The sequence below is a fragment of the Streptomyces similanensis genome (assembly GCF_039543625.1).
Taxonomy (GTDB): Bacteria; Actinomycetota; Actinomycetes; order Streptomycetales; family Streptomycetaceae; genus Streptomyces; species Streptomyces similanensis.
Genome location: NZ_BAABKC010000111.1, coordinates 40,197 through 62,145, shown reverse-complemented (window position 1 = coordinate 62,145; position 21,949 = coordinate 40,197). Strand labels below are relative to the sequence as shown.

Sequence of the window (21,949 nt, the reverse complement as noted above, 5' to 3'; positions counted from 1 at the left end):
ACGGGAGGCGATGACGCGTGCGGCGCCGCCCTTCAGTCTGCCGTCGCTGGGCCACTGACGCCTGAGTACGCCTACTCAGGCGTCAGTGGCCCAGCGGACCTACGCTGAGGCATGATTCGACGTCCGGGGGAGGATGCGGTGGGTGCTGCGGTGACCGAACCGCGTGCTCTGCGGGTGCGGCAGGCGAAGCGGGCGGCTCGTGCCGCCGTAGCGGGTGTCCTCGCGGTGGCTGCCGCGGGGCTGTCGATGCGGCTGGTGGTGAACTCCAGCGCCTGCCGCAGCGCGCCGGGCTTCGGCTGTCTCGGGTATGCCCTGTGGTGGTCCTATCTGCTGCCGGTCCTGGTCTTCGGCCTGACCTGGCCGGTGCTGCGGCTTCTCCCGGTCCGTCCGGCCTGGCTGACCGCGCTGCTGGGCACCGGCACCGGTTGGTATCTGCTGTGGTGCCTGGACTCGTTGCGGTGGCTGGCGAACGGCACCCTGCTCTTCCAGGCGGCTCTGTGCGCTGGAGCATTTGCTTTCGCGGCCTGGTGCACCCAGTCCCGTAGGCCCCTGTGGCCGCGAGCTGCCGCCGCCCTGGCCCTGGCCGTGCTGATGCCGCTTGGCTCCTTCGCCTCCACGCAGCTCGCCCACCACAAGCAGAACACCGAACTCGCGCATGCGGGTGTGCCGTTGCTGGGGCCGCACATACCCGACGGCTACCACCTGGAGGGCGTCGGCACCAGCGAAACGGCGCACAGCAGCCAGCCCACCTTCTACTACCGGATCGCCCCGAATGACGCCGGCCGGCACGCCGACTCGATGGAGGAGCTCAACCGGGTCATTCAGGTGGTGGTGGGTCCTCGCCTGCCGAACTTCACGCCGCCCTCGCACTGCACGGCGCTCACCAGCGTCTATCCGGTGCCCGCACCCGCCTGCACCCCCGTCACGCCCGGGGTGTGGCGGTGGTCGAGGTACGACTTCGTCGAGTACTTCGCCCGGGTCGGTGATGCGGTCGCCGTGGTCGAGGCGCGCACCCCACCGGCCAGCAGTGCGTTGCTGCGAGACATCGCCGGCAGCATGCGGGTGCGCCCGCCCGCGTACTTCACCGAGCACTGAGCCTCCGCCAACCTGAAGTCGCAGGCCAAAGGACTGGTGTGACCGGATGGCGGGGTACTCACGCTGGTCGCGGGCGGCAGTCTGCGGGGTAGATCGTCTGTCACCGGTTGATTTCGAGGTTCGCCAGGACGAGCAGGGCTCGCAGGAGGTGGGTGGCGTGGGCGGGGTCGGTGCGGAGCTCGGTGAGGATCCGCCAGTTCTTGAGGTGGGCGAAGCCATGTTCGAGGGGGGCGTGGCTGACGGCGAGGGGCGGACTTCTCGCCGGGGGTGAGCTTGTGAGTGCGGCTGGCGTGGAGGCCGGTGACGGTCACGGGGTCGAGTACGTCGTTGTCCAGGCCGCGGAAGCCTAGGTCCGCCCGAGCCCCGAGACCGGCGGCACACAGGTGGGTCAGGATGTGGTCGTGGCGGGCGGCGGTGTTGTCGTGGGTGCGGCCGGGCCGTGCGGCGGATGTCCAGATCAGCCGGCCCCGCTCGTCGGTCAGGGCAAGGAAGTGCAGGACACAGGTATTTCAGGGCGAACTGCCTTGGCCCACCGCCGGTGCTTCCTCGAACGAGAGCGGTTCCTGACGAACGATCTTCTCCAAGGACTGCCGCCCACGACCAGGCGAGTCCCCGGAGTGCCGGTCACCCCATCCCTCTGGCCTGCGACTTCAAGTTGGCGAAGGCTCAGTCGACGCCATTCGGCTTCGCTCTTGACCGGAGAACCGTCGCCTCATGCTGGAGGGCGATAACAGCGTTCGTCACGTTCTCCGGGCGGACCGCCGGGGGCTACGTTCGGTGTGCGCCGTGCCGGCACGGCGCACACCTTCCGCTTGTCGGGCGCCTGGCGTCAGCCTCGGAGGGCTGAGGCGAAGAGGGCGGGGAGGTCCCGCCATCGGGGGTGAGCGGCGAACTCGGTGAGGAGGCGGCCGGTGCGGGCGGCGGCGGTGTGGGTGACGAACCACGGGGGTTTCGGGGAGATGGAGGCTTCGCCGCTCAGGAGGGAGCGGGGTGCGGGGCGGAAGGGGCCGGTGACGATGGTGCGTTCGGTGTGGTCCAGGAGGAGGGCGTTGTGGACGATGCCGATGCCGCTCTGGACGTCGTCGAGGGTGTGGCCGGGGTAGGCGCCCCAGGTGGCGCGGGGGGTGGCGTAGCCGACGCCGGTCCAGGCGTTGATGGCGATGGTGCCGTAGCGGAGGTCGGCGACGGTGGCGCGGAGGTGGTGGCCGAGGGCTTTGATGGTGTCGGGGTGGGCGATGAGGTTGGCGCCGAGGGTTCCGTGGAGACGTTCGTTGGCGGCGGTGACGGCGTCGTCGAGGAACTGGGTTGCGGTGCCGGGGATTTCGGCTACGCCGAGGACCGGGCCGAAGTATTCGGTGGTGAAGGCTGTTTCGTCGGGGTCGGTGAGGTCAAGGCCGGTGAGAAGGGTGCGCTCGGGCGTGCCGCCGGGCTTCTCCGCGTCGGGGTGGAGGTCGCGGGCGGCCTGGACGCGGGCTTCACAGCCGGGGTACCAGGCGGGGCGGGCGGGTGCGGTGGCGAGGGCTCGGCGCAGGGCGGTGAGGAAGGCGTTCTTCTGGGGCCAGTCGGAGCTGAGGATGAGGATCTGGCCGGCGATGCAGTTGCAGCCGCTGTTGTGCAGTCGCATGGTGGCGATGTGTTCGGCCTGGTAGCGCAGGTCTGCGTCAGACCACTCACCGGGCAGCACGATGATCGGGGAGACGCCGCCGAGTTCGCTGGTCATGGGCTTGGTCAGTTTCGGTGTGCCGGCGGCCTTGGCGGCCGTCGCCGCCTCGCCGGTGCCCCAGACCACGGCGTCGTGGGTGGCTTCGCTGCCGGTCATGTGGACGGCCGCGATGCCGGGGTGCCCGGCGAGCGCCCCGCCCACCTCGGGGCCGCCGGTGACGATCTCGACCAGGCCCTGGTCGGTGTGCGGCTTGAACATCGCCCGGTAGACGTCGGCGAGCGCGTCGGTGGTGGGGTTGAGCTTGAGGACGGCGGTGCGGTTTTCGGCGAACAGCTGGTAGAGCACGTCCAGGGGCGGGATGGAGAGGATGTTGCCCGCGCCGAGGACGAGGGCGACACCCCTGGTCTGCCGCGGGGTGCGCTGGGTGAGGCCGGCCGTGGCGCGCAGTTGCTCTTCGGTGGTGCCGGGGGTGGTCCAGACCTCGGCGTGGAAGCCGTTCATGAGGAGCTTGTCGTAGGTGTCGTACGGGAGGACCTGGACGGCGAGCCGGTCGCCGGGGGCCCGGGTGATGCGTGTGCCGGCGAGGACGTCGCCTCCCTCGTCGAGGCGGCGCAGGGTTTTCTGGAGGGCCTGGAGATAGGTGAGCACCGCGTACGGGCCGCTGAGCCATTCCTCGCCGAGGAGCGGGGAGGCGGGGTTGAGCTGCTTGATGCCGGCCGCGACGCGGACCCATGTGTCGGCGGTGGCCGCGGTGGCGGCGGCGACGTCGAGGAGCAGCTCGCGCCGCTCGGGCAGGCGGGTGCGGGCCCAGGCGCGTTCGCCGGTGGCGAGTCGTTCGACCAGGGCGTCGACGTCGGGGGCGGGAGTGGTGCTGTGGGTGGAGTGCGGATCGGTCATGGTGGGCCCTCGCTCACGTGTCGGGGGTCAGGAGAGTTTGGGGAGGATCTCATCGGCGACGCGGTGGCCGGATTCGGCGGCGCCGTCGATGTAGCCCGCCCATCGGGTGGCGGATTCGGTGCCGGCCCAGTGCAGGCGGCCGACGGGGCGGCGCAGGGCCGGGCCGAAGCGGGTGAGGGTGCCGGGGGCGGCGAAGGCTCCGTAGCAGCCGCGGCTGTACTCCTCCTGCGCCCAGTCGCGTTCGATGAAGGCGATGGGGTTGCGGGCCTTGGGACCGAAGTAGCCGACGAGGTCGTTGATCACCTGGGCGCGGCGCTCGTCGGGGTCCATGCGTGATCCGGCGTCGGCGTGGCGTCCTTCGAGGAAGCCGACGAGTACGCCGCACGATCCGTCGTGAGGGGTGTTGTCGAGGACGGTGCCGAAGGGCCGATGGGTGCTGTTGGCCTGGCCGCTGAGGCCGGCGTGGCGCCAGAACGGCTCCTCATAGGCGATGTTGATCTTGATGACGCGGCCCATCGGCATCCGCTGGATGAGCTGGTCGCGGTCGCCGGGCAGGCCGGGGGTGTAGCGGATGCGGGCGGCGAGCGGCGGCGGGACGGCGATGACGGCGCGCTGGGCGCGGACGGCGAGGCCGCTGCGCGCGGTGACGCGGACGCCGGAGGTGGCCGCGGGCTGCCAGTCGATGTCGGTGACGGGGGCGTCGAGGACGATCCGGTCGCCGAGTTGCTCGGCCAGTTCGAGCGCGATGCGCTGTGTCCCGCCGAGGACGCGGTCCTGCTGCGCCCCGCCGGAGACGTTGATCAGCTGGTCGACGCCGCCGGCGGCGCCGACGTAGAAGGCGGCCCAGAGCGCGGACATGTCCTCGGGTTCGTTGGAGAAGACCGCCTCGGTGATCAGCCGGAAGAAGTCCCGGCCGCCCGTGGTGCGAGCGGTACGGCGCAGCCAGGTGTCGAAGGTCTGGCGGTCGAGTTCCTCGGCCTGGGGTGCGCGCCAGGGCTCGGCGGCGGCGACCTGGCGGGCGATGCGGTCCAGGCGGTACTGGGTCTGTCCGATGTCGGCGAGGACGAGGGGGTTGAGCTTGGGAATCCGGCCCGTGTACTGGGCGCGGGTGCCACGGACCTCGGCGATGTGCTCGCCGTCGCCGTAGGTGGGACAGGTGCTCAGGCCGAGCTCCCTGATGAGTGCCATGGCCTGGTGCTGGGCCGGGCCGACCCACTGCCCGCCGACCTCGATGGGGGCGCCCCCGGGCAGCTCGCCGTTCAGGAGCCGGCCTCCTACGCGGTCTCGTGCTTCCAGGACCAGTACGTCCGCCCCGGTCCGTACCAGGTCCCGGGCGGCCACCAGGCCCGCCACGCCGGCGCCGACGATCACGACGTCCACTGCCTTCTCCATCACGCCCACCAATCATACGAGATGCATCTGACATACGGAGCGTATGTGATATCCATGGTGCATGGAAACGCTGCGCGAGAAGTACGCGGAAAACACCCGCCGCACCCTGCTCGACACGGGGCTCAGCCTCTTCACCGAGCGGGACTACACGGCCGTCTCCGCAGAGGAACTGGTGCGCACGGCCGGGCTGACGCGCGGCGCGCTCTACCACCACTTCGACGGCAAGGCCGGGCTCTTCGAGGCCGTCTTCGAGGCGCTGGAGCGCCAGGCCGCCGAGGACATCCGGGCGGTGGTCACTTCCGTGGCGGATCCCGGTGAGCGTGCCTACCGGGCCGTCGACGCGTTCCTCGACGTCTGCAGGGGGCGGGCGTACCGGCACATCGTGCTGCAGCAGGGCCCGATCGCCCTGGGCTGGCAGCGGTGGCGCGAACTGGACCAGCTCCACCTCGGCGGCCTGGTGCTGGACGTCGTGAATGCCGCGCTGGACGCCGGCCGCCTGCGGCCCCACCCCGCCGCTCTGGTCGCCCGGGCCTTCTACGGCGCGCTCACCGAGCTCTCCATCACGATCGCGGAAGCCGACGAGCCGGAGCAGACCCGTACCCAGGCCGCGGAACTCGTACGCGACCTCATCGCCGGAGTGGTGACCGACGGCGGCCCGCCCCCGGCATGACCCGCCGCCGCCTCGTCCTCGCCCCGGCGTCGCCCCGCAGCGGGCGGCGCCGACAGCAAGACGGTCCCGGAGGAGAGCACCAGGTGCTGGACGAGGACGTCGCCAGGCCCTCCTTCGAACGCTGGATCGCAAGGAGGCTCGCGGGGCTCGCGGGGCTCGCCCCCGGCATCCACTCAGAGGCCGAGCGCTGGACCCGCGTCCTGCGTGACGGCGGCCCCCGCAGCCTCCCGCGGCGGGAAGGCACGGTCTGGCTCTACCTCAACCGAGTCCGCCCGGCACTGCTGGAATGGTCAAACCCCTACGACCACCTGCGCGAAGTGACCTGGCCGGTAACTCGCAGAGGCCCTGACCCACGGGCCCGATCCGCTCCACCTCGCCGAGGTGTTCGGGCTCGACGACAGGACCGCGATGCACGCGTTCGGGTTCCGTGAGTGCACGGTGGAGGACCAGGCCCAGCTCGCGGAGTGGCTGACCGGCGAGCTGTGCGGGGCCGACAGCGCGGGCCGGGTCCGCGGCATGGCTGTGCAGCGCGCCCGACGCCTCCCCGTCCACCTTGCCCCCCTCCTGGGCGATACGGCGTATCTGGTCGTCGACGGCGCCCTGCGGCGGGATCGCCGCCGCAGGCTCACCCGCTTCCTGATGCGCGAGGCGTGCAACGAGCGGGGGTGTCCGGACCCGGAGACGGGCGGCCTCCGCACGACGGACCGGGTCCGTGGAGTGGCGGGGCTCTGCCGCCCCAGGCGTGCATCGCCGGGTGCGGCCTGGCCGTGGCGCGCGGGAAAGGGTGACCTGCTCGCGGGCCTGCCCGGACATCCCTCACCCGCAGACGTCCACAGGCGGCAGGGGGCGGACGGGCCCTGCGGCGCCTGCGGCGAGACCGTTACGCTGAGCGTGCGGATTCTGCCTACTGCGACGCAGCGTGCCGCCAGAAGGCATACCGCCGATGGCGAGCAAACCGACCGGCAGACCGGGTCAACGGATCGAACGACCGGCACGGCCAGCCGCGACACCACCGCACCAGCCGATCTCCCATGAGCAACGGAACGCCCGCTGCCCTCGACCCGCCATCGGGCCACCACCTCCTGACCGCCAATGAGGACGCCGGCCCAGTGAACGGCGCACGCGAACAGACACCCCAGCGCCCGCGCCCGCGGATCCGACCGCAGCGGCACCGGCTCCTCCACCGCCCTCGCCAGGGCGCCGTCGTCTGCGGCGGCCGGGTCCGGACCGCCGTCGCCGTCGGGAGCGAAACCGTCCCCGGCCTGCCCGGTCGAGGCAGTGCTGCCGACGGCAGACCGGGCCAGCACGTCCACGGCCGGGCAGCCGGCCGCCGCCCGTTGCACACGGCGGCGACCCTCAAGGTCCCGCGTCGGCCGGCGCAGCCAGCCATGCCCGGGCCGCGTCCAAGTCGGCGCCGACGACGTGGTCGAGGAACAGGGCAGCCGACCACCGGCCGGCCTGATCGCCATCAGCAAGTACGGGGCCATACTCGGCCAGGACGCCCGACCTCACCGGCGCCGGGCCACACCGGAAGAAACACGCCTCGCCCCGCAGGTCCGCCCAGCAGACAAGCCCGACGCCCCGACGGCCAGCGAGTCACTCCTCGTCGCGGGCCCACTCCAGGGCCGGACCATCCCCGCAGGGACGAGGAGCACATGCACCGAACGGAGATCAAGCTGGGCGCTGTGGTCGACGGCACCTGCGGCTCTCGTGCCGTCGGGGCCGGTTAGTCCCAGGTGGAGTCCTGAAGGTTGAACTTGCCCGGAGTGGCAGCCTGCATGAACCGCAGGTAGCCGTCCTGGACGGTGAGCGGCCGGCCGGTCTCGCGGTCCTTCTGCCAGATCTCGTAGTACGGGCCCATGTCGTAGAACGTGACCGGGTCGCCCTTGGCGGGCTGGGGCCGCACCCATCCGTCGCTGGAGTCGATCCACTGGCCTTGCGCCGTGGCGCAGGTGACCTGGAGGCGTCCGCCCCAGTTGCCGTCCTTGCACCACGCGCCGTCGGCGATCTTCACCCACAGGGTGGCAGCGGTCTGGCCGGTAGCGACCGTCTGATTCTTTTCATGGTCCCACCGGCTTTCACCGAGATGCGAGTTGATGCCGAGCCGGTCGGTGCGACCGTCCCTGAAACGGACGGTGGACTCGGAGGTGCGCTCCGGGCGGTAGGTGAGGTCCGGCAGCTTGGCGCGCGAGGTCACGATGCCGTACACGTCCCACGCGAAGGAGCGCAAGTACTGTTGGTTGGTGTCCGGGAAGGTGGTCCGCAGGTACTGCTTGAACGCGTTCTCGTCGACGATGCTCTCGTCCTGGACTGCCTGGACGATCGCCCGCCAGGGCGCCCCGTCGGGGCCCCCGACGCGTTCTGCGGCGGCTTCCTCCGCTGCCTTTACGACCGCCTCGTCGGTGGGGAACTGCGCCAGGATGGCGGCCGGGTCGAGCGTGCCCTCCGCCTCGGCCTTGAGCTCCTTCGCCTCCTCCTCGTCCGCCCCTTCCAGCTCCCGCGCGAGCTCCTGCTTGCGCTGCTCCACGATGGCGGCGACCAGCACGTCGCCGGTGGCCAGGTCCGGGACCGAGATGTCCTCCTCCGCCGCAAGGCTGCGAAGGTCTCCCAAGCGCTCCTCCTCGTCGGTCGGAAGCTGCGCCAGGATGGCGGCCGGGTCGAGCGTGCCCTCCGCCTCGGCCTTGAGCTCCTTCGCCTCCTCCTCGTCCGCCCCTTCCAGCTCCCGCGCGAGCTCCTGCTTGCGCTGCTCCACGATGGCGGCGACCAGCACATCTTCCGTGACCAGGTCGAAAACCGAAATGTCCTCCTCCTCCGCAAGGTTGCGAAGGGCCTCCGTCTGCTCCCTCTTCGTGTGGAGCTTCGGAGGCTCGATGCCCAGCTTCGCCCGGATCAGGGCCTCGACGCGATCGTTCTTACCCGCTTCGTGCGCGGCCTCGATCGCGGTGATCTCCTGCTGGTCGAGGGTCTTCTCCTCCGCCGGCGCGTCCGGGTCGTGGAAGATCAGGAAGCTCCTCTTGCGCAGGTACCCCATGGGGTGCCTCCTTCCTTGTTGACGCCTCGCCTACTTTGTTGTGAACGCTAAGCGATCAAGGGACCGGCGGGGCCCGCCCAAGCCGCATCCACCTGATCGGGTGAGCGCGACCACCCGGGCAGCGCGGCTGTGCGAAGCCGCTTCCGGATTCGCGCAGGCGTTGCCGGTCTCCGCTGGCCGACGGGGCAGCGCGCGGGAGTGGAGCGTGTTGGAAGCGTTGACGAGCCGCTGCCCCGTCAGTCGCTCAGACGACGTGGATGGTGGCGGCCAGGGTGTGAGGCGTCCCCGTGGGTGTGGACACTCTGACGATGGATCTTGGTGTCCCGAGGAAGAGGTGTCCTGGCGGGACGCAGGTCTCCGTATCCGCTGGAGTTCAGGAACGATGCGGTCGCGCTGTGGCGCGCGGCGGACGGGAAGCGCGCGTACGCGGCGGTCACGGCGGACGTCCGGGGGACCGGCGAGACGCCGCGGTCCTGGGTGTGTCAGGCCGACGAGGCGGCGGGACGGGTACGCGGCGACGAACAGACGGCAGTGGAATACGATCTGGTCCGCCGAACCGGCTGGCCCAGTAGGCGCGGGGGTCGGAAGCGTTGCCGCTGAAGCAGGCCGCGAAGCCCAAGCTCATGGTGCCGCACAACAGGGGTGATGGCGCGCCCGGAGGCGAATGCGATCGACGAGGTCCTGGTACCCCGGGTTCTTGCGGCGCTCGGCTGGCAAAAGCGGGCCAGGACAAGGAAACCGTCATCTTCATGCACTCGCGAGTATGCGCAACCTCCGAGTGAGCCTGCGAACCAGACAGCCGACGGTGCGTCGTGCGAGCGGGGTGTCGGCGTGGAGGGTGTTCAGGTGCAGTCCGCTGTGGTTGCGGTGGAACCAGAAGAAGGTTCCGTTGGAGGCCGGGTACCACAGGTGCACTCTCGCGGCGCGGTTTGTCGGGTGCTCGGCCCCGGGCACGGTGCGGAAGTCGAGGTAGGAGAAGAAGAGGGCAGGGCGGTCGTCGGTCGCGGTGTCGTCCGCGTGGCCGAGGAGCTGCTGTGCCCGTGCGGACTGCACTGCGGCTTGCCGGCGTGCTGCTTCGTAACCCTGGCCGGCCCGGGCCATCAGCGCGTCGGTGGAGGCGTGGCGCGGGGCGGGGATCGCGATGGGGACGGCGCTGACGAACCAGCCGAGGGAATGGGAGTGCTGGCCTGGTCCGCGCCGGTTGATCGGCATCAGGGCCCGGAAGGTGTCGGGGCCGCCTTCGTCCCGGACGGAGGCGGCCGTGGCAGCGAGAAGCCCAGTGAGCAGGGTTCCGCCGGACGCCCGGCACGCTGTTTCCACTCGTTGCGTCAGGTGAGCGGCCAGCAGGTTACGGGTGCGGTTGACCGGCGGGTAGCGGTGGCCTGGCTGGACGCCGAGGGCGAGGGGGAAGGCAGGGAGGAACGGCGTTTGGCCGGTGGTGAAGTCCCGCCAGTGCCGCAGTTGTTCGTCTGTCGCGCGCAGCGCTTGGTTGTAGGTGCGCTCCTGACGTGCGAAATCCCAAAAGCTGCCGGCGGGCGTGGGATCCGGTCGGCGGTGGTGGGTGAGATCTTCGTAGGCGCGGGTGAGGTCGGCGACGGTGATCGGGGCGGACAGGACATCGGCCACCAGGTGGTCGTAGACGATGTGAACCGTGGCCGACCTCTCGCGGACGACGGCTCCCATCACGACCAGGGGCCCGGTGATCGGGTTCACCTGCCGGAGCAGCTGGTGCAGGTGGGCGCGTGTGGAGGCTCGTGAGGTGAGTGGTCCCGCCTCGACATGTTCGAGGTGTGCCCGGGTGGGCGCGCAGCCGTGGACGGACACGCCCCATGCGGTGGGGCGGCAGCGGGTGCGCAGGACTTCGTGCCGCTGTACCAGGTGCAGGAGGGCGGCTTCGAGTGCGGGCAGGTCGAGGCGGCTGGGCAGGTCGAAGCTGCAGGCGATGGCGAAGGTGGTGACCGGCCGGTTCGCCGCGTGTGCGGCCCAGGCTGCGGCGAGGTGAACGGCCTGGTTGTAGCTGGTGGGCAGACGGGCAGCCGGCGCGGCAGGGTCGTGTGGGAAGGAGAGGTGCCAGGTGTGGGCGTGGCCGGGGTCGATCTCTGCCTCCTCCACGGGCAGTTGGATCACCGGGTTGCCTTGGTGGCGATGTTGCCGCTGTACACGGGCACGCGCTCGAAGCCGCGCTCGATGAGCACTCCCTGCCGGCGTAGTTCGGTCTCCGCGGTGGCGAGGCGGAGGTCGGGAAACCGGTGGAACAGTGCGGTGAGCGCGTCGGTCGCCTGCAGGCGGGCGAGGGGCGCGCCGGGGCAGTAGTGCGGGCCGAGCCCGAACGCCAGGTGACCGCCCTGGTGCCGGTTCAGCCGCGCGGTGCCGGGTTTGGGGAAGGCCGCCGGGTCGCGGTTGGCGGCCGCCAAGGCGACCAGCACCACCGAGCCCTGGGGAATCACGGTGGTGTCGAGGGCGACGTCGTCGAGGGCGAAACGCCAGACGGAAACCGGGAAGGGGCTGGTGATCCGGAGCAGTTCCTCGGTGAGGCGGGCCGCGGTGGCTTCGGCACGGAGGGCATCGCGCAGGTGGGGGCTGCGCATGATCTCGATCGCTGCGGAGGCGATCAGTGTGGTGGTGGGTGAGATGCCGCCGGAGAAGAGTCCCCAGGCCACAGTGACCAGCTCCTCCGCAGTGAGGTGACCCTGGCTGTGGGCGTGGGAGAGGTGGGTGAGGAGGTCGTCGGCGGGTTGGCGCCGTTTGTGGCCGACGATGCGGGCCCACAGCCCGAACAGGGTGGCTCTTTGTCTGCGGACCGTGGGTTGGTCGGGGTCGACTGCCCTGATCATCTCCAGAGTCAGGCGGGTCAGCTGCTGCCGCGCTGCGGCCGGGATGCCCAGGACGGCCGCGGTGGTCCGCACGGCGAGCGGGCGGGCGTAGTCGGTGACCAGGTCCGGCTCGGCGGCCGCGGCCATGTCGTCCAGAAGCTCGGTGCAGGTCCGCGCGATGAACGGCTTCCATCGTTTGGCGGCCGTACGCGACAGCAGCGGAGCAAGGACCGTCCGCAGCCGGTGGTGGTCAGTGCCGTCGCTGTTGAGCAGGTGACGGCCTTCGGCGGAGAAGATGTCGTCGGGGTAGCGGCGGCCGCCGAAGCCCTGCCGGGGATCGGGCAGTCGGCGCATGTCGTGGGCCAGACGTGCATCCGCCAGCGCTTGTCGTGCCTGGGCGGCGCCGGTGATCAGCCAGGCGACGAGATCCCCGGGCAGCACGACCTGCTGGACGGGCGCCTGCTGGCGCAGTTCCCGGAAGGCCATGGCCGCGTCCCAGGACGAGGGATCGCCGCTCACCAGCCGCGGGTGGGGACATGACCGGGCAGCGGGAGGATGCTGCACCGCCTGGGGGTCGACGGACGTCATGGTCGCTGGTGGTTTCCTTTGGCGAGGGCGAGGGCGCGGGGTCAGGTGAGGGTGACGGGGAGGGCTGTCACGCCGCGGATCGTGGCGGTGATGTCCTTGTGCCGGACCACCCGGTCGGCCAGTTCGATGCTGCGGGTCCGGGCGAGCAGCCGGCCGAGGGCCAGGGAGGCTTCCAGCCGGGCGAGCGGGGCGCCGAGGCAGTAATGAATGCCTGCGCCGAAGCTCAGGTGCGGGTTGGGTGCGCGGTCCACGTCGAGCCGGTCGGGGCGGGCGAAGACGCGGGGGTCGTGGTTGGCCGATCCGATCAACAGGGCCACCGGTGTCCCCCGGTGCAGTGGCGTGCCCGCGATCGAGGTCGGGCGCTGCACCGTGCGGAAGGTGATCTGGATGGAGGAGTCGTAGCGCAGCAGCTCGTTCATGGTGCTGCTGTCCAGACGTCCGTGGCCGGCTCGGCCAGCTTTGCTGCGGGCGGTGGCGAGTTGGGCGGGATGGCGCAGCAGGGCGAGGGCACTGTTGGTGATGATGTTGGCGGTGGTCTCGTATCCGGCCATCAGCAGCAGGGCGCACAGCGGAAGCAGGTCGTGGCGGGCCAGCGTGGTCCCGGAGTCGGCTTCGGCGATCAGGGCGCTGAGGGCGTCGGAGCCGGGGCGCCGGCGCCGGTCGTTGATTTTCCGGTGCAGGTAGGCGACGAATCCGCCGGCCGCCGAGTGGGCGGCGGCCAGGTCGTGCTCGGTGAGGGCATAGGGCGGGTCGAGGAGCCGGGCGATCGGCGGGGTCTGCTCGCGGATCCAGGGCTGCTCCTGTTCGGGCAGGGCGAACAGGCCGCACACCACACGCAGCGACAGGGGGTAGGCGAAGTCGGTGAGCAGGTCGACGTGCTGCTTCTCCAGCGCGATGTCGAGCAGGCCGTCGACGGCGGTGGCGACCTCGGGGGCCAGTGCGCTGATCGCGGCGGGGCCGAAGAGGCGTGCGGCGATACGGCGCAATGGCCCGTGCTCGGGCGGGTCCATGCCCAGGAAGGAGAAGATGCGGTTCGGTGCGGTGAGCGGTCCGTGCCCCAACCGGTTGTCCCGCAAGGCCCGCGACACCTCGGCATGGCGGGTCACCACCATCAGGCCGTGCGGCCCCTCGCACAGGGCGGCCCTTTCGCGCACTGCGGCGTAACGGGCGTACGGGTCGGTGTGGAGGTCGGGATCGAACGGGTCGAAGTACGGCCGTACCGCGAGCCGCAGGGCCGAGGGCGGGTTCATTCTCCAGGTCTTTCGTGCGGAAGCTCGTTCGCCGGTGCACGGCGCGCCGGGGTGTGGCAGCGCCGCGGCGGGGCGCTGCCACCTCCGACGGGTGGTCAGGGCGTGTAGGTGACCGTGCCCTTCTGCGTACTGATGACCTCGCCGTTCGGTTCGGCACCCACGTGGACGGACTGCCCGGTGGCGGAGACGGAGTAGCCGGCGAAGCGGGTGCTGTCGGCGTCGTTGACTCCCTTGATCGTGAGTTCAAGGACACCGTTGTCGCCCGGCCTGGTCTGGAAGTCGGTGAAGGTGCCCGTGGTCACCGTGCCGTCCGACCAGTCCACCCGGCTACGGAAGACGGGCGTGACGCCTGCTGCGGGGGCCGTGGGCGAGGGCAGCGTGCCGCTGAACGTGCTCTCGCCCTCGAGGTAGGCCGTGCCCTGCGCGTCACGACAGGTGACGGTACCCGTTCCCTCGAAGCGGGCCTGGTCGGGGATTCCGGGCTGCGGGGGCGGGGGCGTGCTGGTCGACGTGGTCTCGCAGGTGACAGGCTCGGCCACCGCAGTGGTCGCGGAGGCAGCCGGTGTCAGAAGCGTCATCGACGCGCACACGGCTGCGGCGAGGACAGTGACGGTCGGCAGGCGCCGAGCGGACCTGGCCGCCTTGAGAGAGGGACGCATGGGTCTTTTCCTTTCCTTCTGTCTGTGACGTGTCCGAGCGGGTGTCGTGTCGGGATCGGCTGGGGCACGGCCCAGGAGGCCTTCGCTGTGACGCGATCCGGGTCAGGGGTCGAGCACGACGGGGAAGTGGGTCCAGCCGCGCACATTGACGCGGTCGTTGGGGCGCGGTGAGCCGAAGGGCGCTATGCGGGGAAAGCGCCGCAGCACAGCGGGAAGGACGAGGGAGGCTTCCAGCTTTGCCAGCTGCGCACCCAGGCAGTAGTGGGGACCGCTGCCGAAGGAGAGCAGCCGGCTCGCGGGGCGCTCCGGGGCGAACGTGTCGGGATCGGGGAACTGCTGGGCGTCGCGGTGGGCGTCGCGGATCCACGCCATGACTTCCTGGCCTTCCGGCACCCGCACATCGCCGACGGTCACCTCGCGCCGGGCGATGCGGGTGATCAGCCCGATGGGCGAGGCGAGACGCAGGGCCTCGTTGACCGCAGCGTCGATGGCGTCCTCGTCGCCCGATGCCACCGCCTTGCGTGCCGGTGAGGTCATCAGGCCGTTTACCGCGTGGTCGAGGAGGGTCACCGTGGTGTCGAACCCGCCGGCCAGCGCCAGGGCGAGCGCGGCGGCCGCCTCGTCGTCGCCGAGTGAGGCGGCGACCAGCGAGGCGAGGTCGTCCCTCGGCGTCGCACGCCGTTCGGCCACCAACCGGTCGAGGTAGGGGCGCAGGGTCGCCGCCGCACGGTCCGCACGCGTCACTGCGGCGAGGCCGGTCCCGGGGTCGAGGAGGGCCAGCAGCGGCTGCACCAGCTCGTAGAGAAGAGGACCGTCCTCCTCGGGGACGCCGACGAGAGCGCATCCCGTGCTGCGTGTGACCGGGAGCGTCAACAGCGCATGCAGATCAACGACGTCCCCGCGGGCCCGCTTCTCCAGGAGGTCCAGCTGGTGCTCGACGGTGGTGCGCAGCACGTCGCTCAGCGCGCGCAGCCGCGCGGGCCGGAACGCGGGCGACATGACCCTCCTCAGCCGCTGATGGCTCGCCGCGTTGTGGAACAGCATGTGCGTGCCGAACAACCGCATCCCCGTGCTCTGCCGCCAGCCCGGGAGATGCTCGTCGAACCAGTCGGCGTCCTTGACCATGAACGCCGGATCCCGGGCGATCACCGCCACATCGGCATACCGGCGAAACACCAACACGTCGCTGTCCTGGACCCGGTCCTCGGTGTTCTGCACGCGACTCCTGACGACTACGACGGCATGACATAGAGTCGCCTTGGGAAAGGTCATCTGACCTGCAAAGACACGCGACGCGGTCGGTGATCCCCCTGATGGCCCACGTCGCGGCACATGCGGCTCGCGGTCCGCGCCGCGCACCGGGACGGTGACCGCGGTCTCGGTCCTGTGGACATCAGGCGGTGCCGAACACCAGCGCCGCGTTCTGCCCGCCGAAGGCGAAGGACGTCGACAGGGCGCGGCTGAATTCCACGCTGCGAGCTGTGCCGGTGACGATGTCCATCTCCCGTCCGGGGTCCTGCTCGCCGACATTGGCCGTCGGTGGAACCGACTGCTGCTCCAGCGCGAGCACGGTGACCGCGGCCTCGATGGCCCCCGCGGCGCCCATGGTGTGGCCGATGATGCTCTTCGTCGCCGTCACCGGCGGCACTCTGCCGTCGAAGACCCGTTGGAGCATGATCGCCTCCGCGGCGTCGCCCAGCAGGGTCGAGGTGCCGTGCGCGTTGACGTGGCCGATGCCGCCCGGCGTGCATCCGGCGTCGGCCAGAGCCTGCCGTACGGCCTGCTCGGCGCCCGCCCCCTCGGGGTGCGGGGCCGTCGGATGGTAGGCGTCGGCGGAGGCCCCGTACCCGCACAGCAGAGCGCGGGGGCGGGCCCTGCGGGCGCTCACGTGATCGAGGCGTTCGAGAACGAGAACGGCCGCTCCCTCCCCCAGGACGAAGCCGTCGCGGTCACGGTCGAAGGGGCGCGAGGCGAGCGAAGGCCGGTCGGTCCGTCGCGACAGCGCCCCCATCCGGGAGAAGCAGACGGCGCTCATCCGCGACCACGACTCGCTGCCGCCCGCCAGGACCACGTCGCACAGACCGCCGAGCAGCATGCCCCGGGCCACACCGAGCGCGGTACTGCCCGAGGCGCAGGCGCTGGACACCGTGAAATTCGGTCCCCTGGCCCCGACGTCCAGGGCGATCTCACCGGCCACCATGTTCGGGACACTTCGCGGGAGAGCGAGAGGGGAGACCGCGGCGGGCCGGCCCCGGCCGAGCCGGGTGAACTCGGCGACGTAGGTTCGCAGGCTGTTCGAACCGACTCCGAGTACGACGCCGACCCGCTCCGCAGGACCGTCTGCGAGACACAGGTCCGCGTCCGCTACGGCACGGCGGGCCGCCGCGATCCCCAGATGAGCGAACCGGTCCAGGCGTCGAGTGAGCCGCCCGCCGAGTTCGGCCACAGGATCGAACTCCGCCACGTCACACGAGATGTCGACCGCAAGGCCCTCGAACTCCGGGTTCCTCGCGCCCAGCGAAAGGCCCGTACACAGGTTCTTCCACGTCGTTTCGGCGTCACAGCCCGCTGCCGTGAGCAAGCCGAGACCGGTGACGGCCACCGCCTCACCCACTGGCCCTCCCGAACAGCCGGGCGGACGGGGCGCACAGACGGGCGGGACCCGCAACCGGCAGCGCACAGGCACGGTCCGCTGTCATCGAGGCAGCAGATGCGCGATCGACCAGGCCACCTGGCTCAGGGGCTCGGACCGGGACATGCCGTCCACCAGGGTGCCCAACTCCACACCGGTGCGCTCCTCAAGAACCGCACCCAACTCCATCAGCGCCAGCGAATCCAGGCCCAGCTCATCGAAGGTCGTCGCCGGGGTCAGCATGTCATCCGGGAACGCGAACAACTCCCGGAGAAGATCAAGGAGGCTCTCCGTGCCGAACTCCTCGACCGTCTTTTCCGCCATCACCGGCTCCGTTCCGTCCAAGATCATTCCGAGGTCATTCCGAGGTCATTCCGAGGAGCAAACGACACCGAACGCACGGCGTTACCGTTCTGCACGAATGCACCGGGAAGATCGTTTGTTTATCCGCTTGTCGTTCGTGTGCGGCATGAGGTTCCTGCTCCGGCCGTCCCCGGGCGGCAGCCGTGGAGGAATGCCTGTACCGACACCGAGGATCATGTGCTGCGGGACCAGACACCCCGCCTTTGAGGCTCCTGCGGCTCCGCCCGGGCGGATCGCTCGCCTCCAGGGCCGTCCCAGGCCTGTCAGAGCGACAGTAGCGGACCACGTGCACCAGACCGCGCGACGCGCCGGGCAACGTCGGCACCACCTCTCTCCGGCGGCACGGTGAGTGGTGCGCCGTTGCGCGGTGGAAGAGATCCCGAAACCTGCTCCGAACCGCGAGAGCGCCCCGCTCTTACGCAGATGGACCAGCGTGAGCAACGCCGGACTGAAGCAGCCGAGCTTGCGCCGGCGGGTGTTGGCGCTCCGCGCGGGGTGCGCCCGCAGCGGAGGCGTCGGTAACCCGTTCGAGGGATGGCAGTCCGGGTCCAGACGCGTATCGGGGTGGGGATAGCCCTACCCCATGATCGGCGGCCTGCCCCACAGACCGGCAGGTCAGCGGCGGGTTACCGTCACGTCCTCGGGTCCCGGTCACCGTCCCCCACGGGCCCGCGCCGCCTCTGACGCACCGACACACGAAAGCCCTTCATGGACACCCTTGGCTTCCTGCCCCGTCTCACGACCACACCCCGGCGGCAGATCGGCCTGCTGACCGCCGCGACCGGGGCACTGCTCGTCGCGTTCTTCGTCGCGCCCAACGCACTGGCGCGCAGCTCCGTCAACACCGGCAACGTCGGCACGACCTTCCGGCACGGCCTGGTCACGTACTGGGACTCCGGCAGTCAGGACTTCCCCGGCCAGCTGGACGCCACGGTCTCCTTCTGGTTCCGCTTCCACGTGGTCAAGGCAGGTGTCAGCGCGCTGCTGCTGGCCTCGGTCGTGGCACTCGGCATCGTCTTGTGGCGGCTGCGACGGGAGCGGGCCGGAGAGCGTACGCACCGCTCGCTCGTCCTGCCGTGGATGTTCGTCGCGGTGACCGGACCCTTCGCGCTGGTGGCTCTGATGGCCAATGTGCAGGGCACGGCGGCTCCCTTCGCCTCGCTGCTCCCGATGCTGTCGGGCGGCGGCACGGACGGCGATGTCGGTACGACGGTCGAACAGGCCAGGCAGCAACTCGCCGACTACCCCGACGGCCGGCACTCCCCCGCGCTGACCGTCATGGTCGACGACTTCGCGCTCTACCACGCGGTGCTGGCGGCGATGGCGGCCGCGGTGGCGCTGGCACTCGCCGTGGCGACCGTGATCCTGTGGCGGCGCAAGGCTTCTCCCATGCCGGCCGGAACGCGGGCGCGGTGCCTGATGACATGGAGTGTCGCGGCCTCCACGGCCCTGACGGCCGTAGTCCTGGTCGTGGCCGTCGCGAACGCCACGAGCGCGGCGCACTCCCCGCAGGCCCTCGCGGCCTTCTTCGATGGCGGTTGGTGACCCGACGCGGGTCCCGCAGTGTCGGGCGCTCCCCCCTCTGGGCGTTGGGGCGGCGGATCAGGGTGAGTCCTTCCGCGCGGCCTTGGCCGGCGTATTGCTGGACTTCGTTCCAGAGCACGTCGCGGATGCGTGCGGAGGGGTTGCCGATGAAGACGTCGGCGGAGATTTCGAGGCGCCAGCGATGTTCGGCCTGGCCGTCATTCCCGCCGCCGTCCTCGCGATCGGCATGACCAGGCTGCGGGAGAGCCCCCGCTGGCTGGTCGAGCAGGTGCGCGCCACCGCGGCCTACGCAGTTCTCCAGCGGCTGCGACCTGCGAGATCCGACGTCCGCGGCGAGATCGACGCCATCCGCGAGGTCTCGGCAGCGACGCCGCGCCAGGACAGCCGGGCACTGCTGCAGCCCTGGCTGCGCCCCGTGTTGGTCGTCGCGCTCGGGGTGCCCGCCTTCTCGCGGCTCACCGGTATCAACGCCACCGTCTGCTACGCGTCGACGATCCTGTCCGACGCGGGATTCGGGCAGTCGGTCGCGCTGGTGACCGGCATCGGGAGCGAGCCGATGCTCGTCGCCGCGGGCGTCACCGGGGCCACCACGGTGGACGGCATCGGCCGGCGCAGGACCATGCTCTGGTTCATTCCGCTGTCGGGTCTGGCCATGGCCGTACTGGGTCCGGCCTTCCTCATGGCCGGATCACCCGCGCAGCATTTGATCGTGATCATCGCCCTGTTCGCGTACATCCTGTGCGACGGTATCGGCGTGCGGTCGGTAGTGTGGCTGATCGCCCCGGGGGTCCTGCCGCTCGGGGTGCGCGGTCCTGCGACCAGTCTGGCTACACCGGCGGTCTGGGGCGTCGACCTCCTGATCGCCCTCACCGTGCTCAGCACGATCAACGCGGTGGGCCGCTCGGACACCTACCTCCTCTACCCGCCCTCAACGTGGTCTGCGTCATCTTCGTGGCCCTGAAAGTGCCCGAGACCCGTAACAGACCGTTGGAGAACATCGAACGGGCTCTGCGCGCCCCCGGCTCACTGCGACGCAACGTCGCCGCCTCGCGCTGACCGCTGCGCCCTGTGGTATGCCGAGGGCCGCATCTCCACCTACGGCGGAATCGCGCGCGTCAACGACCGCCCCGAGCCTACCGACCGCCGTGCGAGGACGACTACGAAACCCGCGACAGGAGCTGCCACCGGGCCCGTCCCGTAGGTCGTCGTCGGCGTCGGCGGGTCCACCGTATGATCCTGCGGTCGAGCCGGTGAGCGCCGGCCGTAAAAGGTATGTGGTGGGGGAAACATGAAGCGTCGGTCCATGCTGCTCGGCACCGGCGGGGCAGTCGGTGTGTGGGGTGCCACGGGTCTTGCCGGAGCGCCGCGTGCGGCGGCCTCCGGTACGGCGTCGGCGCCGGTCTTCGACGTGCGCGGGCACGGAGCGGTGGGGGACGGCGCCACGGACGACACCTCGGCCTTCGTCCAGGCGTTCGGCGCAGCTCGCGCCGCGGCCTTCGGTGCCACCGTACTGATCCCGCCGGGAAGCTACCTCGTCGGCGCGTCACTGGTCATGGGCGCGGGGATGACGGTGAGCGCATACGGCGCGCGCATCACCCGCCTCAAGGACAGCGGTGCGCTGCTGAAGAACTTCGACGCCTCCACTGACGCCCCCGGTTACTCGGGCGCCGGCAACCTGACGGTGCTGGGCGGCACATGGGACATGGCGGGTGATGTGTACAGCAGGACCTCCGACGCCATCGGTTTCGGACACTGCCAGGATGTCCTCGTCCAGGACTGCACGATCCTGCGGGTGCCTTCGGCGCATGCGGTGGAACTCAACGCCGTACGGCGGGCACGCATCGTGAACTGCGTCTTCGACGGCCTGGACGCCACGTACACCACCCGCAGCGACAAGGAAGCCGTACAGATAACGGGCGCCATCAGCGCGGCATCACTGCCGTGCCCGCCCTACGACGACACGCCCTGCGCCGACATCCTCATCACCGGTTGCAGCCTCGTGGACTCGACGCACGGCCTGTTCGGCGCGTTGTGCGGTGACCACGGGGGCAAGGCCGGCGTGGTGCACACCGGGGTCAGGGTGCTGGGCAACCATGTCGAGGCCGCAGCGGGCCACGGAGTGAGGGCCGTGGACTGGAGCGCCAGCGTCGTGCACGGCAACACCGTGGAGCGGGCGCAGATCAGCGGAATCAAGGTGGAGTCCCTCGGCGGCAACCCGATGTCGGCCCTGTCCGTCGAGGGCAACATCGTCACCGGCACCGGCACGGACTCCTCGACGGGAGGCGGCATCGTCGTCATCGACGCCGTCACCGATCTTTCGCTCAGCGGCAACGTCGTCACCGGGGTACGGGGAGAGACCGGAATCTACGTGCGATACGCCCGTCGTGCCACGATCACGGGCAACACCGTCTCGCGGACCGTGAGGAGCACAGGTGTGAGCAACTGCCAGGGTGTTCACGTTCAGCATTCGCCCGGTGCGGTGATCGCCCAGAACACGGTGGCGGACTGCGAGGGCGACGGGATCGGCGTCGACGCGGGTCTGTCCGGCGCCGCCATGAACGGCGACGCGCCCGTCGTCACCGGTAACCGGGTCGACGGTGTCGCCGGCCACGGCATCGCTGTCGGGTGCCCTGACGGGGCGCTGCGGGACAACCACATCACCGGAGCGAACACCGCCGGCTCCGCCGCCGCCTACGGCATCCGGCTGGGCGGCGCCGCGTCGAACATGTCCTGCCAGGGCAACGTCGTCCGTCAGGGGACGGGCCAGGCCGCTGCGGCCATCGCGGTCCTGCCGGGTTCGAAGGGCACCTGGGTGACCGGTAACGACCTACGGGGATGGGGCGTGGGTTCCCCTGCCCTGCTCGACCAGGGCACGGGAACCCTCACGACGACGGGCAACGCCACCGGGTGACCCACCCCGCCGGTGCGGAACGGCGTCACAGGACTGGGTTCGAACCTGACAGGCGCTGTCCACCGCTGCGACGATGTGCTGCCACGGCGGGCGCGGCCGGAGGCAGGCGTGCCGGCACGTCAGACGCCGGCGGGGCGCAGTCGGCGGGCAGACCGTCGTGTGCGCTGGCGGAGAAGTTGGTCCACTTCCTTGCCTGTTCCAACGCATCGGCCGCGGCATGGATGTCCTTCTGCCGGTGCGCTTCCTGCTCCTCCGTGGGCTCCTTGCCGAGAGGCTTCGATGCCTTCTCCGCACGAGGGAGTGCCGTCCACCTCGGTGAAGGCGGGTGCTGCCACGCTGAGATGGTCGGCGAAGGCCGCCCCGGGGCTCCGCCCCTCCTCGACGGTGTACCGCGCCCGCCACAGATTCTGGTCTTTTTCCTGTTGGACTTGGTCCGCCAC

15 protein-coding genes and 3 pseudogenes are annotated in these 21,949 nt (G+C 70.7%); 5 read left to right on the top strand and 13 right to left on the bottom strand.

Features of this window, described 5'->3' with window-relative positions; genetic code table 11:
- The first annotated feature begins 150 nt into the window (after positions 1-150).
- Positions 151-1,095, top strand: coding sequence for a hypothetical protein (locus tag ABEB07_RS31295; RefSeq protein WP_345671412.1), 945 nt, complete (start codon positions 151-153; stop codon positions 1,093-1,095).
- Between the two features lie 389 nt (positions 1,096-1,484).
- On the opposite strand, the pseudogene ABEB07_RS31290 reads toward ABEB07_RS31295, so the two are convergent.
- The 3 genes and pseudogenes from ABEB07_RS31290 to ABEB07_RS31280 all read right to left on the bottom strand — a co-directional run.
- Positions 1,485-1,553 (bottom strand): annotated as a pseudogene (locus tag ABEB07_RS31290) (hypothetical protein); the annotation flags it as partial.
- 371 nt (positions 1,554-1,924) lie between these two features.
- Positions 1,925-3,655 (bottom strand): aldehyde dehydrogenase family protein, encoded by a 1,731-nt coding sequence (locus ABEB07_RS31285; RefSeq protein WP_345671411.1) that lies wholly within the window; start codon positions 3,653-3,655, stop codon positions 1,925-1,927.
- Between the two features lie 27 nt (positions 3,656-3,682).
- Positions 3,683-5,047, bottom strand: coding sequence for a flavin monoamine oxidase family protein (locus ABEB07_RS31280; protein WP_345671423.1), 1,365 nt, complete (start codon positions 5,045-5,047; stop codon positions 3,683-3,685).
- Between the two features lie 61 nt (positions 5,048-5,108).
- Here ABEB07_RS31280 and ABEB07_RS31275 point away from each other — a divergent pair, with 61 nt between their 5' ends.
- Complete coding sequence (locus ABEB07_RS31275) at positions 5,109-5,717, top strand: TetR/AcrR family transcriptional regulator (RefSeq protein ID WP_345671410.1); 609 nt, start codon at positions 5,109-5,111, stop codon at positions 5,715-5,717.
- Positions 5,718-7,443: 1,726 nt separating this feature from the next.
- Here the strand turns inward: ABEB07_RS31275 and ABEB07_RS31270 are convergent.
- From ABEB07_RS31270 to ABEB07_RS31225, 9 genes and pseudogenes are all read right to left on the bottom strand, one after another.
- Complete coding sequence (locus tag ABEB07_RS31270) at positions 7,444-8,748, bottom strand: hypothetical protein (protein WP_345671409.1); 1,305 nt, start codon at positions 8,746-8,748, stop codon at positions 7,444-7,446.
- A gap of 747 nt (positions 8,749-9,495) precedes the next feature.
- Entirely contained in the window at positions 9,496-10,875 is a 1,380-nt protein-coding gene (locus ABEB07_RS31260; protein ID WP_345671408.1) for a condensation domain-containing protein, read from the bottom strand.
- A complete protein-coding gene (locus ABEB07_RS31255; RefSeq protein ID WP_345671406.1) occupies positions 10,872-12,080 on the bottom strand; it encodes a cytochrome P450 in 1,209 nt (402 codons plus the stop codon). The genes ABEB07_RS31260 and ABEB07_RS31255 overlap by 4 nt, the downstream gene beginning before the upstream one ends.
- 110 nt (positions 12,081-12,190) lie before the next feature.
- On the bottom strand, positions 12,191-13,399 hold the full coding sequence (locus tag ABEB07_RS31250; protein WP_345671405.1) for a cytochrome P450: 1,209 nt from the start codon (positions 13,397-13,399) through the stop codon (positions 12,191-12,193).
- Positions 13,400-13,494: 95 nt separating this feature from the next.
- Positions 13,495-14,058, bottom strand: coding sequence for a hypothetical protein (locus ABEB07_RS31245; RefSeq protein ID WP_176146549.1), 564 nt, complete (start codon positions 14,056-14,058; stop codon positions 13,495-13,497).
- A 102-nt stretch (positions 14,059-14,160) separates the two neighbouring features.
- Positions 14,161-15,276, bottom strand: a complete 1,116-nt coding sequence (locus tag ABEB07_RS31240; RefSeq protein WP_345671404.1) for a cytochrome P450 — start codon at positions 15,274-15,276, stop codon at positions 14,161-14,163.
- Between the two features lie 175 nt (positions 15,277-15,451).
- The gene (locus tag ABEB07_RS31235; RefSeq protein WP_425589111.1) at positions 15,452-16,660 is read right to left on the bottom strand and encodes a beta-ketoacyl-[acyl-carrier-protein] synthase family protein; all 1,209 of its coding nucleotides are present in this window, start codon (positions 16,658-16,660) and stop codon (positions 15,452-15,454) included.
- 93 nt (positions 16,661-16,753) lie between these two features.
- The gene (locus ABEB07_RS31230; RefSeq protein WP_176151674.1) at positions 16,754-17,014 is read right to left on the bottom strand and encodes an acyl carrier protein; all 261 of its coding nucleotides are present in this window, start codon (positions 17,012-17,014) and stop codon (positions 16,754-16,756) included.
- 396 nt (positions 17,015-17,410) lie between these two features.
- Positions 17,411-17,542 (bottom strand): annotated as a pseudogene (locus tag ABEB07_RS31225) (helix-turn-helix domain-containing protein); the annotation flags it as partial.
- A gap of 219 nt (positions 17,543-17,761) precedes the next feature.
- Between ABEB07_RS31225 and ABEB07_RS31220 the strand changes: the two are divergent.
- The gene (locus ABEB07_RS31220; RefSeq protein WP_345671401.1) at positions 17,762-18,598 is read left to right on the top strand and encodes a tat (twin-arginine translocation) pathway signal sequence; all 837 of its coding nucleotides are present in this window, start codon (positions 17,762-17,764) and stop codon (positions 18,596-18,598) included.
- On the opposite strand, the pseudogene ABEB07_RS39330 reads toward ABEB07_RS31220, so the two are convergent.
- Positions 18,531-18,779, bottom strand: a pseudogene (locus tag ABEB07_RS39330) (type I-E CRISPR-associated endoribonuclease Cas2); the annotation flags it as partial. The gene ABEB07_RS31220 and the pseudogene ABEB07_RS39330 overlap by 68 nt on opposite strands.
- Here ABEB07_RS39330 and ABEB07_RS31210 point away from each other — a divergent pair.
- Together ABEB07_RS31210 and ABEB07_RS31205 are read left to right on the top strand one after the other, a co-directional pair.
- On the top strand, positions 18,780-19,559 hold the full coding sequence (locus tag ABEB07_RS31210; protein ID WP_345671422.1) for an MFS transporter: 780 nt from the start codon (positions 18,780-18,782) through the stop codon (positions 19,557-19,559).
- 327 nt (positions 19,560-19,886) lie between these two features.
- Positions 19,887-21,509 carry a right-handed parallel beta-helix repeat-containing protein gene (locus ABEB07_RS31205; RefSeq protein ID WP_176146552.1) on the top strand — a complete coding sequence of 541 codons (1,623 nt, stop codon included), beginning with the start codon at positions 19,887-19,889 and terminating at the stop codon, positions 21,507-21,509.
- Positions 21,510-21,949 lie beyond the last annotated feature (440 nt).